The following is a 14662-nucleotide window of genomic DNA, read 5'->3' on the forward strand; positions in this document are numbered from 1 at the left end:
GTGCCAAAACACTGGCTTGGAGAATAGATAATGACTGAAACAACCTCACCGCTCGGGGATGCCGCTACGTTAGAGGCACAAGATAAAAAAAAGCGAATTTTTGCCATTGTCGGCGCTTCATCGGGCAACCTGGTGGAGTGGTTTGATTTCTACGTTTATTCCTTCTGCTCGATCTATTTTGCCGCCGCTTTTTTTCCGGCAGGCAACAGTACCACCCAACTGCTGCAAACCGCCGGCATTTTCGCCGCCGGCTTCTTTATGCGGCCGATCGGCGGTTGGCTGTTTGGCTATATCGCCGATAAGCATGGCCGTAAAAACTCCATGCTGATCTCGGTCTGTATGATGTGCGCGGGATCGCTGGTGATCGCCTGTCTGCCCACCTACGCGTCGATCGGCAACTGGGCGCCGGTGCTGCTGCTGGTTGCGCGCCTGTTCCAGGGACTGTCGGTCGGTGGTGAATACGGCACCAGCGCGACCTATATGAGCGAAGTGGCGGTGAAAGGCAAGCGCGGCTTTTACGCTTCTTTCCAGTATGTCACGCTGATCGGTGGCCAGCTGTTGGCATTGCTGGTTCTGGTGGTGCTGCAGCAGATCCTGTCTCATGCTGAGTTGGTGGCCTGGGGCTGGCGCATTCCGTTTGCGTTGGGGGCGGTACTGGCGGTTGTCGCGCTCTATCTGCGCCGCTCGTTGAATGAAACGTCTGACGCCTCAACCCGTAATCATCAGGATGCCGGCTCGCTGCGAGGACTGTGGAAAAACCGCAGGGCGTTTATGATGGTGCTGGGCTTTACCGCGGCAGGATCGCTGACGTTCTATACCTTCACCACCTATATGCAGAAATATCTGGTCAATACCGCCGGTATGGACGCCAGGCTGGCCAGCGGCATCATGACGGCGGCGCTGTTTGTCTTTATGCTGCTGCAGCCGGTTGCGGGCTCGCTGTCGGATAAGATCGGCCGCCGCAACTCCATGTTGATCTTCTCTACGCTGGCGACGCTGCTGACGGTGCCGATTCTGTTTACCCTGAAAAGCGTCTCCAGTCCTTATGCCGCTTTTGGCTTGATTGTTCTGGCGTTGATTGTCATCAGTTTTTATACCTCAATCAGCGGCCTGCTGAAGGCGGAAATGTTTCCGCCTGAGGTGCGGGCGTTGGGTGTGGGGCTGTCTTATGCCGTTGCCAATGCGATGTTCGGCGGTTCGGCGGAATACGTCGCCCTGTCGCTGAAGTCATTTGGCATCGAAAACGCCTTCTTCTGGTATGTGTCCGGTATGAGCCTGCTGGCGCTGCTGGTTTCGCTGAAGCTGCATCGCAAAGGGAAGGAGATTCAGCTGTAAGTCAGTGGGCGGTGTGGTACAGGCTATAGCCCGCCGCCGCCCCGGCAACATCCCAGGCAAAATCCTTCCAGCTCCAGCCGGTGCCGCCTTCGCGGCTGTCATACAGCTCTTTGGCGGCGCCGACGCTGATGGCGAACATCAGGCCGAAAGTGCGGCTGTGAGGCTCGCTCCAATTCTGATGGTCGCCGTAGGCGCTACCGGCGGCGGCCAGCGCCGCAGAGCCGATAAAATGCTGGGCTTTGTCTTTACCGGTCCATCTGTCGTTGGCCAGATGGCTGCAGCCTCCGGTGAATAACAGTGGGATCAGCAGGCAGAGATGCAATACACGCATAATGAAAACGCCTGTTGTCATGGCGTACAAAAACCCCGGCGCGTGCCGGGGTCTGGAGAATCAATTATAGCGGAATCAGAGTATACGGCTAATCAACCGGTCGATGCGGATGCGTCGTAATCGGCGGATGAGCTTGCGTACTTTTACCGGGTATTGCTGGATGCTTTCCAGTTCTTGATAGTGCCCGACCACGGTGGTGTGGGTGCGGATGCATTCCAGCTCCTGGGCGCGCTGTTCACGCATTTCCTGATTAGGATCGTGGATCAGAATGGCGTTCTCCAAATCCAGTCGCCAGGCGCGCGGGTTGAGATTATTGCCGGTGAGCAACTGCCATTCATCATCGACCCACATGCCTTTCAGGTGATAACTGTTGTCGCCGTCCTTCCACAGACGGACGATCAACTGGCCGGTATCGACATAGCGTTGCAGGCGGGTAACGAAGCGGCGCAGGTTGATTTCATACAGGTACGGCAGCGCGCCGATGATTTTGAACGGTTGATCCTGCGGAATATAGAAATCGTTAGCCGTTTTGTCACCGACGATAATTTCCACCTGTTTGCCCTGGCGCAGCAGATAAATGATATTGCGCACCAGCAGCGCCGGCAGGTTGAAGTAGGGGGTGCACAGCGTCAGCTTTTGGTCGGTACTGGCCATCAGGTGATGAATGGTCTTGTTCAGCACGCTTTGTTTGCCCAGCCCGACCAGCGGCGTCACCGCCAGTTCGTCGTTAGCTGCGCTACCGCTGTACTGGTAGCCGGCGTGGCGCAGGGCAAGACGAAACTGCCGCGTTTCGTTTTTGATTTCCGGGCTTTTGGGGCGATCGCAGCGGTCCAGGCGCTGCACGGCGCCGGCGGTCAGCAGATGCTGCCTGATATAGTCGACCATCGCGCTGGCCAACGAGCCGTTGCCAAGCAGCTGGTAACGATCGTAACGGTATTTATCGTGCTGATGCAGATAGACATCGTTGATGCTGGCGCCGCTGTAGATCACGGTATCGTCAACGATAAAGCCTTTAAGGTGCAGTACGCCCAGCGCTTCACGGGTATTCACCGGCACGCCGTACACCGGTACGCTAAGATCCGGGTGCTGCTGCGCCATGGCGCAGTACCAGTCGGCGTTGGTATTGGCGGCGGCGGCGCCGATACGACCGCGCTGTGCGCGATGCCAGTCCACCAATACGCATATTTCCAGTTCAGGGCGCAGCTGCTTTGCCTGGTACAGCGCGTTGAGGATATCGCGGCCGGCGTCATCGTGCTCAAGATACAGGGCGACCAGATAGATGCGTTGCGTAGCGTTGGCAATCGCATCAAGTAAGGCGGTGCGGTAATCCGACGGCGTGTACAGCGTACGAACATCAGCTACCGACTGGGGAATTTTGGGCAGTTGTGCAAGGTGTTGTTGATGTTTGCTACGTTTAAATTTTGACAACATCACAGTGCGCTTCTTCTCTCATGATTAGATGGCCGGAACGCCACATGCAGACAACATAAAATCGAACAAGTGGTCGATAATACCATTAGTTGCCCCGATTGTGCGTATGTTTTGGCATTAAATGGTGGATTTGTAACGTGTTGCGACATAGCTCACCCCGCTTTTCCGGGCTTAAGCGGCAGCGTCAGATTGACGACGCCGTCCTCCAATTGCACATCCACCACAAAGCCCAGCTTCTCCGCCAGCGCCACCATACCGCGGTTATTCGGCATGGTGATACCGCTCAGGCGCAGCAGACCGCGGCTGCGGGCATAGCCGATCATCTTTTCCAGCAGTTGACGACCCAGTCCTAATCCTTTCAGATCGGAACGCACCAGGACGGCGAATTCGGCGTCGGTATTGTCCGGGTCGGACAGTGCGCGCGTCACGCCGATAATCTGCTGATCCTCGGCGACGGCGACAAACGCCATTTCACGATCGTAGTCGATTTGCGTCATATTCGCTAAGTCATCATGACTAAACTCATTGATCTCGCTGAAATATCGGTAATAAAGGTCTTCTTTGGTCACGCGGTCGATAAAGTGCTTCAGCGCCGGCTCATCTTCCGGCAGGATCGGCCGGAACAGGCAGTGAGCACCGTTCTTCAGCGTGATGGTCTCTTCCAGCTCCTGCGGGTAGGGGCGAATGGCCAGCCGCGCCTGCGGATCGCCGCTGAACGGCGCCAGCTGCATCGACACATCCAGCAGCGTGAATTCGCTGCCGGTCGCCAGCACCGGATGAATATCCAGCCGGGCGATCTCCGGGCAGTCGAGGATCAGGTTGGAGACCTGCACCAGCAGCCGGCTAAGGCCGGGAATATCCAGAGGGCGCAGGGCGCTGCGGCCGCGAATCTTGCCGCCTTTCACCGCCTGCAGCACCAGATAGCGCGCTAGCGCCATATTGAGCGGCGGCAGGGCGACGGCGGCCTGATGTTCCTGCCGCCACTCCACGCCGCCTTCGCCCAGCATAATCAGCGGGCCGAAGATCGGATCCTGCTCAACGGCGATCCGCAGCTCCTGCGCGCCGGCGCGGTTCGCCATGCTCTGCACCAGCAGGCCGTGGATGCGCGCCTGCGGATAGGTGCGCTTGACGCGATCGAGAATCGCATCGGCGGCGCGCTGCACCTCGGTGGCGGTGCGTAGATAGAGCATCACCCCCTGAACCTCGGATTTGTGCGGAATATCCGGCGAGCGTAGCTTCAGCGCCACCGGATAACCGATCTGCTCGGCGATATGCACCGCTTCGGCGCTGTCGCCGGCAATCCAGGTCGGCAGCGTGCTGAGGCCGTAGGCCTGCAGGATCGGCTGCACCTCATGGGTATCCAGCTGACTGGCGCCTTCGGCCAGCGCCTGATGAATCAGCTGGTGAGCGGCGGCGGTATTGGCGGTCAGTCCGACCGGCAGGGCCGGCGTCTCCTTCAGCTGTTTCTGATTGCGGCGGTACTCCACCATATGCATAAAAGCGGTCACGGCGCCTTCCGGCGTACGGTAGGTGGGTATCCCGGCGTCGGTGAACAGCCGGCGGGCTTCCTGCGAGGAGTATTCGCCGCACCAGTTGGTCAGCAGCGTAATGCGCTTGCCGCGCGGGTGCTGGCGAATTGCCGCGACCAGTTTCTCCGCGGTTACGGTGCCGGGCGCGGCGGCGCTGGGGGCATGAATCAGCAGCAGCGCGTCGTAATCGTTGCTGTCCAGCAGCACCTGCAGCGCTGCCAGATAACGTTCCGGCGTGGCGTCATCATGCAGGTCGAGCGGGTTATTCAGCGGGATAAAACCCGGCAGCGCCGCGCTGAGCTGCCGCTGCGTCTCTTCGCTCAGCATGGCCGGTTTGCCGTTGCGCGCCAGCAACTGATCGAGCGCCATCGCCGCCGGCGCGGCGCCGTTGCTGATAATCATCAGACGCTCGCCGCGCAGAGGGTGCATATGGCTGAGGGTCTCCACCGCCGAGAACAGCTCGTGGGTATCCTGCACGCGCAGCAGGCCGGCGCGCTGGATGGCGGCATCATAGGCGGCGTCCAGCGTCTGCTGGCCGTTCAGCAGACGCTGGGCCTGCTGGCTGCGGCCGCTTTTTACCACCAGAATCGGCTTATTGCGGGAGGCGCTGCGCGAGGCTGACAGGAAACGGCGCGCATCGTGAATATTTTCCAGATACAGCAGGATGGCGCTGGTTTTCGCATCGCGCGCCAGGAAGTCCAGTAGATCATCGACGTCGATATCCTGGCTGTCGCCTAATGCGACAAAATAGGAAAAGCCGACCTCGCGCTGCTGCGCCCAGTCGAGAATGGTATTGGCGACGGCGGCGGATTGTGAAATAAACGCCAGCCGGCCCGGCAGTATCGGCACCGGTGAGAAACTGGCGTTGATGCCTTGCCACGGCGCCAGCAGGCCGAGGCTGTTCGGCCCCAGCAGGCGTATGGCGTAACGCTGGGCGCAGGCTTTCAGCTCGGCGAACTGCTCCGGCTGGGCGGAGAGAATAATCACGGCTTTGCAGCCGCGTTCGCCCAATGCGCCAAGCAGCGGCAGATTGCGTGAGTCGTGAGTGCAGATGATTGCCAGGTCGGGGGCGATCGGCAGGCTGGCGACGTCGGCATAGGCCATCACGCCGCATACCGCCTTATAGCGCGGCGTGACCGGCAGAATCGGGCCGTTGAAACCGCCTGCGAGCAGGTTGTGCATCATCAGATGGCCCGAACGTCCCGGCCGTTGCGACGCCCCCAGCACGGCGATAGATTTGGGACGTAATAGCGCTTCCAGGCCTCGCTGACTCATAACCTCACTCCTTTAACCGCAACGTTGTCGCCTGATTTTAGGCGCTTTATGGCGATGTTGCTGTGATCGACGCCGCTGGACGCGTAGGTTTACCGGCCAGATAGCGCTGGCGGAAATAGCTGAAGTGCTGGCTCAGGCCGAGCGCGGCAGCGTCGTCACCCGCCTGTTGCAGCAGCGCGGCGGCGACTTCGGCGGTGCAGTGCTGTTCGGCGCGGCTGGCTTCACGCAGCTGATAGTCGGACGCTGCGGCGACGTCCAGTGAAAATACCGGGAACTGATTCAGGTAGGGGCTTTTGCGGAACATTTTGCGCGCTTCCGACCAGGTGCCGTCGAGCATGATAAACAGCGGCGGCTTGCCACTCGCCGGCAGTTGGCTGTAGACCGGCCGCCCGGCATCGGCGTAGGAGGCAGGGAACACCACGTACGGCTGACGGTGCGGATCGTTAATCGCCGCCAGCAGCGCCGGATCGACTTCGGTGCGCGACCAGAGAAATGCCTGGGTGTCCGGCAGAATATCGGCGATCAGCCGGCCGGTGTTGCTGGGCTTGAGCGGTTCGGCGCCGAACATGATCAGGCAGAAACGGCTGTCGGCGGACTGAGGAGTAATGGTATCGCACAGGCAGTTTTTCTGCGGCAGCAGGCAGCCCTGGCAGCGCGCCACGCGGCAGCCGCGTGCCAGAAAAGGACGGGTGGCGCGATCCAGACGAAGCTGGCGCAGGTGAAGTACGGCGTTGTCGGTCATAGCGATCCTGGGCAGGCCGGCGCTTATTCCGGCGTAAAAACCGCTATTGTAACGCAGAAAACATCAGGGTGGGATGGGGGCCGCCGTCCGTGACGAACGGCGCGGCGGCGGGTTTTGCGTTACACTGATTCATCAAGCCAGTTGTCAAACGGCGCTTTGGGCATCGCGCCGCTGAGCATATCCACCATTTTCCCGTCGCGGAACAGCATGATGGTCGGGATGCTGCGAATCCGGAAGCGCGCGCTGAGTTCAGGTTCAGCTTCGGTGTTGACCTTGACGAAGCGCACCTTGCCGGCCCGTTCTTCGGCAACGTCTTCGAAAATCGGTGCAAAGTTGAGGCAGGGGCCGCACCACGGCGCCCAAAAGTCGACCACTACCGGCAGGTCATCCTGCAGTAATTTATCCAGGGTCTCTGCGGTGGCGTTAATCACCTCGCCATCGAATAACTCATGGCCGCAGCGGCCGCATTTGGCGCCGTCAGTCAGACGGTCTTGCGGGACGCGGTTGGTGGCGTTACAAGCGGAGCAAACTGTATTCATGGGAACCTCGGGTACGGTAGCTGACATAGCGCGCAAGCGTTGCGGCTATGTTTCGTTAATGCTGTTTATTATCGGCAAAAGCGCGTTATCGAACAAAGAGGTTTGTTCAATGAATGTAATAGCCGGGATCTTATTCGTCCAAGTTGGTGGCTTAGCAGACCGACATCAGGTAATCTTCGCGCCTGCGCGTTGGTGGAGAAGACAATGAACGACTCATTTAGTGGCAAAAACGGCAAAGTTAAAGTGATGTACGTCCGCAATGACGAAGACGGCGGCGACGATCGTAACAACAAACGCCCGGCCGGCAAAGGCCGTCCGGCGGACAAGTCGCGCTCCGGTCGCGGCGCTCAGGATAATAAGGCGCGCGGCGGCGACCGCGGCGGGCGTCGTCCGGCACGTACGGAAGGACGCGGCGGCAATGATTCGCCGTGGAAAACCGTATCGCGCGGCCCGGATGCGGAGCCGGCGTTCGACCACGGCGGCATCAGCGGCAAAAGTTTTATCGACCCGGAACAGCTGCGTCGCCAGCGCGCGGAAGAAACGCGGGTGTATGGCGAGAATGCCTGTCAGGCGCTGTTCGCCAGCCGTCCTGACGCTATTGTGCGCGCCTGGTTCGTGCAGTCGGTGACGCCGCGTTTTCGCGAGGCGCTGCGCTGGATGGCGGCTAACCGTAAGGCTTACCACGTGGTGGATGATGAAGAGCTGGCAAAAGCGTCCGGCACCGAGCACCACGGCGGCGTCTGCTTCCTGATCAAAAAGCGCCAGGGGCTGGATGCGACCACTTACCTGAAGACGGCGCCGGCCAGTGACTGCGTGCTGGCGCTGGAAGCGGTGGGCAACCCGCACAACCTGGGGGCGATCATGCGCTCCTGCGCCCACTTCGGCGTGAACGGCGTGCTGCTGCAGGATCCGGCGCTGCTGGAGTCCGGCGCGGCGGTACGTACCGCAGAAGGCGGCGCGGAGCATATCAAGGCGATCAATGCCGACGACTTCCTGTCGGTGCTGGATAGCTTCCGCCAGGCGGGCTACACCATCGTGACCACCTCCAGCCATAAAGGCGTGGCGTTGGCGCAGGCCAAACTGCCGGCCAAAATGGTGCTGGTGCTGGGTCAGGAGCGCGATGGCCTGAGCGACGGCGCCTGGCAGCAGGGGGACATGAACGTCTCCATCGGCGGCACCGGCAAGGTGGAGAGCCTGAACGTCTCGGTCGCGACCGGTATTCTGCTGGCGGACTGGTGGCGTCAGAATCAGGCATAATGGCCAGATTGCGATAAAAGAAACGGGCGCCTGAGGCGCCCGTTTTTTATGGATGGATCAGTGGGCGCCGTCGCCGCCCCCGCCGCTGGAACTGAACGGTGGTTTGGCGAACCACACCAGCGCCAGCAGAATCAGGAACACCCCGGCCGACAGCCAGAAGATTTCGTTGGCCGAGATAATCAGCCCCTGGGCGGTAATCTGCTGGGCGATATACCCCGAAGCCTGCTGTTGGCTCATTCCCAACTGCTCAAGCTGGTGGTACATCTCCTGCGACTGCGGGTTGTAAGGGTTCACAAACTCCGTCAGCTGCGAATGGTGCAGCGATTCGCGCTGCGTCCACAGCGTGGTGGTGATCGAGGTGCCGATTGAACCGGCCAGAGTACGCACGAAGTTCGACAGGCTCGACGCCGCCGCCATACGCTCCGGCGGCAGGCCGGACAGGGTAATCGTCGTCAGCGGCATAAAGAAGCAGGCGATGGCGAAGCCCTGGACGAACTGCGGCCAGGCGGAGGCGCCGAAGTCCATACCCGGTTCAAAGGTATAGGCGCGCCAGTAGAAGCACACGGCATACATAATAAAGCTGAAGGTCACCAGCCGGCGCATATCCAGCCGGTGGCCGAATTTGCCGATGATCGGCGACAGCAGCACCGGGATCAGGCCGACCGGCGCTGAAGCCAGCCCGGCCCAGGTAGCGGTGTAGCCGTATACCTCCTGCAACAGCTGCGGCAACAGGACGATAGCGCCGAAGTAGAGCATATAGGCCAGGCTGATGCACAGCACGCCGATGGTAAAGTTGCGCGACTTGAACAGCGACAGATCCACCACCGGGTGATCGTCCGTCAGCTCCCAGACCACCAGGAACAGCAGCGCCACCACCGCCACCACCGTCAGGGTGATGATTTCGGTGGAGTTGAACCAGTCCAGCTCTTTCCCCTGATCCAGCATCACCTGCAGCGAACCGATGCCCACCACCAGCAAAATCAATCCGATAGTGTCTATCGGCTTGATCTCGGTTTTGGTTTCACGGCCGCGCAGCGTCGCCAGGGCGGCGAAAATCACAAACGCCCCGATAGGGATGTTGATGAAGAAGATCCAGCCCCAGTGATAGTTGTCGCTGATATAGCCGCCGAGAATCGGGCCGAAAATCGGCGCGACGATCACCGTCATCGACCAGAGCGCCAGCGCCATGGCCCGCTTCGCCGGCGGATAGTTATTCAGCAACAGGCTCTGAGACAGCGGGATCAACGGGCCGGCCACCAGCCCCTGGACCACGCGGAAAAAGATCAGCATGCCCAGACTGTTGGAGATGCCGCACAGCCAGGAAGCGATGGCGAACAGCGCAGTGGACCACAGGAACAGCCGCACTTCGCCGAAGCGCTTCGCCAGCCAGCCGGTAATCGGGATGGAGATGGCGTTCGCCACCCCGAACGAGGTGATAACCCAGGTGCCCTGCGAGTTGGATGACCCGAGGTTACCGGCGATGGTCGGTATCGCAACGTTGGCAATGGTGGAGTCCAGCACCTGCATAAAGGTCGCCATGGCGAGCGCGACCGTCATCCAGGCAAGCTGGGCCCCCTCAAGCGGTTTTTGTGCTGCCAAGGTAGCCTCCCGCTTGCTTAACCGGCGTTAGCATGAATAACATCGGCGATCATCTGGTTCACAGGCGCCAGTTGCAGCGTCAGCGCATCGCTCTGATAGCGCGGCTTGTCGTTGACCACATTGGCCAGCATGCGGCCGTTGAGGTCGCTGGTATCGACGTTCACCAGCGTAGACAGGCCGATGCGCAGCGGATGATCGGCAATCTGCTTGGCGTCCAGTTCAATACGTACCGGCAGGCGCTGTACCACTTTAATCCAGTTGCCGGTGGCGTTCTGCGCCGGCAGCAGGGAGAAGGCGCTGCCGGTGCCCATATCGATACCGACCACTTTGCCGTGATACACCACGTCGTCGCCGTAGACATCGCTGACTACGGTGGCCGGCTGGCCGATGCGCATATTGGCGATCTGCGTTTCTTTAAAGTTGGCGTCAACCCACACGTGGTCGGCCGGCACCACCGCCATCAGCGGCGAACCGGCGGCGATCTGCGCGCCGACCTGTACGCTGCGGCGTGAGACATAGCCGGTGATCGGGCTGATCACTTTGGTGCGCTGCAGCGCCAGCCAGGCGTCGCGCATCTGCGCGGCGGACTGTTGCACGGCCGGCTGCTGTTCCAGCGGCGTATTCAGCACCATCGCCTGATTGGCGTTGTACTGTTGCACGGCCACTTCCAGCGCGGCTTTGGCGCTGGCGACGGCGTCGCGCGCGTGTTGCAGCTCTTCACGGCCGATGGCGTCGACGCTGCCCAGCACCACGCGGCGCTTGAGGTCGTTTTCCGCCTTACTCAGGTCAGATTTGCGCAGGGCGATATTGGCCTGATATTGCTTACTGTTGATAATCAGCTGGTGGGTCTGACGTACGCTGTTGGCCAGCCCTGTTTTCGCCCGCTCGAACGCCTGCTCGGCGTCGGTCGGGTCGAGCGTCAGCAGCACGTCGCCCTGTTTGACGTAATCGGTATTATCGAAATTGATGCGCGTTACGCTGCCGCCGACCTGGGACATGATCTGCACCTGGTTGCCCGCGACGTAGGCATCGTCGGTTTCCTGATGATGACGCAGCACCAGGAACCAATACACTAAATAAGCCACCCCAATAACAATAAAAATCACCGTCAGCAGAAGCAGCCAAAATTTACGCTGTTTCTTTTTACCTGTCGGTTGCTGCGGGGTTTGTGTCTCCGCATTTGTGCTCATGGTTTTCTCCACGTTTTTCCTTGCCGGTTCAGGCGACGACGCACGCCGGCCGCCGTGATACCGCTTTAATTATTTTGGATAGCGTTATTATGCTTTTTTATCCGCGACCGTCGGGGCTTGATAGCCGCCGCCCAGTGCACGAATCAATCCTATCTTCGCCTGCATCATATTGCTGCTGGCGCTGAGTTCAGTCAGCTGCTGCTGGATCAGCTGCGTCTGACTGGATAACAGATCGTCACGCCCGATAATCCCTGCCCGGTAACGCGCGTTGGCGACCTGATAAACTTGCTGCATGGACTGCGAGGCCGAGGAGGCCTGCTGCAACTGCTGGGCGGTGCTTTGCTGAACCGTAATGGCGTCAGCGGTTTCCTGCAGCGCATTGAGGATAGTCTGGTTATAGGATTCTACCGTCTGATCGTAAAGGGCGGACTCTTCGCCCAGCTTGCTGCGCAGCGCGCCGGCGTGGAAGATCGGCAGCGAAATCGCCGGGGCGATATTCCAGGCCTGGCTGGCGGCTTCGAACAGGTTCGGGCTGGTGCCGTTGACGTTGGTGGTGGTCAAACCGGCGAAGGCGGAAATCGACAGGCTCGGATAGAACTCTTTGCGGGCCGCGGCGACGCGCTGGTTATAGGATTCCACCAGCTGACGCTGGGCCGCAATGTCCGGGCGTTTACCCAGCAGGTCGGCGGTCAGCTCGCCTTTCGGCGCCAGCAGCGAGTCGGCCGGCAGTTTCACCGGACGCAAATGCTGCATCGCATTCGGGCCCTGGCCGCTTAGGGCTGCCAGCTGGTGTTTTAACTGCTCGATTTGCGACTGCAGCTGCAGAATCTGCTGCTTGGCCGCATCGGACTGTGCTTTGGTTTGTTGCGGTACGTCAACGCCGGTCATCCCGGCCTGATATTGCTGCTGGCGCAGCTGCGTCAGGCGGTCGTTGTTCGTCACTTCCTGCTGCAGCAGTTTTTCCTGCGCATAATAGTTCTGCAGCAGGTAGTAGGCCGAAGCCACGGAGCTGGTCAGCGTCAGCGCCGCCTGTTCCTGCTCGGCGCGCGCGGCGTCAACCTGCGCCTTGGCGGCGTTTACCTGGTTGCGGTATTTGCCCCACCAGTCAAATTCGTAGGCCAGGTTCAGGCCAAGTGAATTGGAACTGGAGTAAATCGGCTTGTTGGGATAACCCAGGCCGGAGTTGACGTTCTGCGGGGTACGCTGGCGGGTGGTGCCGGCGTTGAGATCCAGGTTCGGGCCGTTGGCGGCGCTGGCTTCGCCCATTACGCTGCGCGCTTCACGCACGCGTGCGGCGGCCTGCTTCAGCGACGGCGAGTTTTGCAGCGCCTGGGTCATCAGGCTATCGAGCTGCGGATCGTTGAGAGCGCGCCACCACTGTGGGCTGATGGCCAGCGAACTGACCTTCGGCTGTGCCAGCTGCAGGTTTTGCGGATCCATCAGGGTAGACTGCGGGGCTATATTATCGGTAGAGGCGCACCCCGCCAGTAGTAAAACGGCGAACAGTGGGGTGAGTCTCCAGTTAAATGGGGATCGCATAAATTTGGTTACCTGAACAGAAATGAAGAATTAGGATAACTGTTCTGAGACTTCCATTTGATCCAGACGTGCCAGCAGTTTACGCGTCAGCTGCTCCAGCTGGCGTTGCTCGTCATCATTGAGTGTGGACCAAAGGAAATGCAGACATTTGTGCTGCGGCGGCAGCAGTTGCGCCAGAAATTCGGTGCCTTTTGGCGTCAAATGCAGATGCAGACAGCGGCGGTCGTTGTCGCTTTCCTTACGTTCAATCCATCCGCGTTTTTCCAGCTCATCGGCGATGCGTGTCGCATTGGTGCGTGAAGAGCCGAGTGCGGAGCTGAGCTCCGAAGGCTGAATGCTGTGGTTTTCCTGCGCATCCAGCGTAATCAGCGCCATAAACAATGTTTCGTTTATCCCTTGGGCTTTCAGCATTTTGTTGCGATTTTCCAGCAGCTTGCTCTGCATATGCATGCACAGCCGCGTCAGCAGAATTTCCTGATAGGGAAAATCCTTCTGACGTTTAGCGCGGAAATTCAACATGTGTTCTATGGGAGTAAACGAGTTTTCCATCATTTAGGGGCCTCATTAATTACGTTTGGTATAGTAACGATAGTGATTAATAATGTAAATCTTCAGCATGGTGAATAATTTAACAATTTGTGTCATTTATTTGCCGTGATTGCGTCATTAATCGCCACATTGCGCATGGTTATGTGAGGGGGCGCACGTCATGGCCACTCTCTCAACCTAAAATAATAAGTATTTTTAAAGTAACGCCAAACGCCAGCGCGCCTATCAGCGTAGCGTAAATAATGCTTTTTGTGCGGTAGAAGCACAGCGCCAGTGCGGCAAAACCGGTTAGCGTCGGCAGCAGCCTGGCGTGGTCGCGCATCACCTCCGGCGTGCTGGAAACCACCAGCAGCGCGCAGATGGAAGCGATGCCGATACTGTCGAGCAGCAGGGCGATTTTGCCGCGCGGCATGCCCGACCGTTGACGTGACGGGGCGAACCGCAAGGGCAGGTAACGGAACAGGTAATTCGCGCCGCCCACCACCAGACCGATAAGCAACACATCAGCATTCATCGACGTTCTCCGCAGGCGTTGGGGATAACAGCGCCGCCAGGCAGCCTGCGCCGATGCCAGCCAGAATGGCCACCGGAATAGAAAAACACAGCAGCCCCAGCAGCGCGCCGGCCAGCGAGGCGGCGATGATCAGGCTTTGCGGGCGGGTGAAAGCGGCCAGCAGGAAGCTGAGGAACAGGGCGGGCAGCATAAAGGAGAGTGAGGCTTCGATAACCGGGAACTGCTCCAGCGGGCCGTTGCCGAACAGGGCGCCTAACGCCGTGCCGGCTACCCAGGAGAGCCATGAACTGAGGGCAATGCCGAGCATCCAGTTCTCGCTCCAGCTGCGGCGGTCACGGATCAGTTTGGCGCTGGCGGCGGCGAAGACTTCGTCGGTCAGGCCGAACGCCCACAGGGCGGTTTTCCCTTTCGACAGGCGGGCATTAATGCGGTGGCGCAGCGCCGGTCCGTAGAGAATATGGCGGATATCCATCGCCATCACCGTCAGCGCGGACACCCACAGCGACATGCCGGCGCTGAGCAGCGCGGTGATCACAAACTGGCTGGCGCCGGCATAGATGATGCAGGAGAAAAACAGGCTTTCCAGCGGCGAGAACCCCAGTTTGACGGCGCTGAGGCCAAAGGCGAACGCCACCGGCAGGTAGCCGATAACGATCGGCAGGCTGTCAAGAATGCCATGGGCGAAGGTAGAACGTACGGCAGAAGGCGTCAGGTTCTCGGAAGCTTGGCTTTGCATGTTGTCGGCGGCACAGAATAGGAGACCAATAGTTTATCTCCAGAACATTACCAGAGAGTGAGTAATGTTTATACCCTGTGCCGCTAATAAATTTCA

The 14662-nt window shown here is 59.6% G+C and carries 13 protein-coding genes; 2 read left to right on the forward strand and 11 right to left on the reverse strand.

The features are described from left to right. The first annotated feature begins 30 nt into the window (after positions 1-30). Positions 31-1335 carry an MFS family transporter gene (locus FO014_RS15775; RefSeq protein ID WP_160030212.1) on the forward strand — a complete coding sequence of 435 codons (1305 nt, stop codon included), beginning with the start codon at positions 31-33 and terminating at the stop codon, positions 1333-1335. Between the two features lies 1 nt (position 1336). Here FO014_RS15775 and FO014_RS15780 read toward each other — a convergent pair whose 3' ends face one another. From FO014_RS15780 to trxC, 5 genes are all read right to left on the reverse strand, one after another. Then, a complete protein-coding gene (locus FO014_RS15780; RefSeq protein WP_160030213.1) occupies positions 1337-1666 on the reverse strand; it encodes a YfiM family lipoprotein in 330 nt (109 codons plus the stop codon). 75 nt (positions 1667-1741) lie between these two features. Then, positions 1742-3097 carry a CDP-diacylglycerol--serine O-phosphatidyltransferase gene (gene pssA / locus FO014_RS15785; protein WP_201282873.1) on the reverse strand — a complete coding sequence of 452 codons (1356 nt, stop codon included), beginning with the start codon at positions 3095-3097 and terminating at the stop codon, positions 1742-1744. 152 nt (positions 3098-3249) lie between these two features. Continuing rightward, the gene (locus FO014_RS15790) at positions 3250-5901 is read right to left on the reverse strand and encodes a bifunctional acetate--CoA ligase family protein/GNAT family N-acetyltransferase (protein WP_160030215.1); all 2652 of its coding nucleotides are present in this window, start codon (positions 5899-5901) and stop codon (positions 3250-3252) included. Positions 5902-5947: 46 nt separating this feature from the next. Further along, positions 5948-6643, reverse strand: coding sequence for a tRNA-uridine aminocarboxypropyltransferase (locus tag FO014_RS15795; RefSeq protein ID WP_160030216.1), 696 nt, complete (start codon positions 6641-6643; stop codon positions 5948-5950). Between the two features lie 119 nt (positions 6644-6762). After that, positions 6763-7182 (reverse strand): thioredoxin TrxC, encoded by a 420-nt coding sequence (trxC, locus tag FO014_RS15800; protein WP_111736575.1) that lies wholly within the window; start codon positions 7180-7182, stop codon positions 6763-6765. 204 nt (positions 7183-7386) lie between these two features. Here trxC and FO014_RS15805 point away from each other — a divergent pair, with 204 nt between their 5' ends. Then, complete coding sequence (locus FO014_RS15805; protein ID WP_105232271.1) at positions 7387-8439, forward strand: tRNA/rRNA methyltransferase; 1053 nt, start codon at positions 7387-7389, stop codon at positions 8437-8439. Positions 8440-8496: 57 nt separating this feature from the next. On the opposite strand, the gene emrB is transcribed toward FO014_RS15805, so the two are convergent. From emrB to FO014_RS15835, 6 genes are all read right to left on the reverse strand, one after another. After that, positions 8497-9996, reverse strand: coding sequence for a multidrug efflux MFS transporter permease subunit EmrB (emrB, locus tag FO014_RS15810; protein WP_246168138.1), 1500 nt, complete (start codon positions 9994-9996; stop codon positions 8497-8499). A 59-nt stretch (positions 9997-10055) separates the two neighbouring features. Continuing rightward, entirely contained in the window at positions 10056-11228 is a 1173-nt protein-coding gene (emrA, locus tag FO014_RS15815; RefSeq protein WP_160030218.1) for a multidrug efflux MFS transporter periplasmic adaptor subunit EmrA, read from the reverse strand. 87 nt (positions 11229-11315) lie between these two features. After that, the gene (locus FO014_RS15820) at positions 11316-12767 is read right to left on the reverse strand and encodes an efflux transporter outer membrane subunit (protein WP_160030219.1); all 1452 of its coding nucleotides are present in this window, start codon (positions 12765-12767) and stop codon (positions 11316-11318) included. Between the two features lie 30 nt (positions 12768-12797). Further along, entirely contained in the window at positions 12798-13316 is a 519-nt protein-coding gene (gene mprA, locus FO014_RS15825) for a transcriptional repressor MprA (RefSeq protein WP_160031426.1), read from the reverse strand. A gap of 172 nt (positions 13317-13488) precedes the next feature. Then, entirely contained in the window at positions 13489-13830 is a 342-nt protein-coding gene (ygaH, locus tag FO014_RS15830; protein ID WP_160030220.1) for an L-valine transporter subunit YgaH, read from the reverse strand. Next, positions 13820-14566, reverse strand: a complete 747-nt coding sequence (locus FO014_RS15835; RefSeq protein WP_160030221.1) for an AzlC family ABC transporter permease — start codon at positions 14564-14566, stop codon at positions 13820-13822. The genes ygaH and FO014_RS15835 overlap by 11 nt, the downstream gene beginning before the upstream one ends. Between the last annotated feature and the right edge of the window lie 96 nt (positions 14567-14662).

Source organism: Serratia rhizosphaerae, assembly GCF_009817885.1.
Taxonomy (GTDB): Bacteria; Pseudomonadota; Gammaproteobacteria; order Enterobacterales; family Enterobacteriaceae; genus Serratia_B; species Serratia_B rhizosphaerae.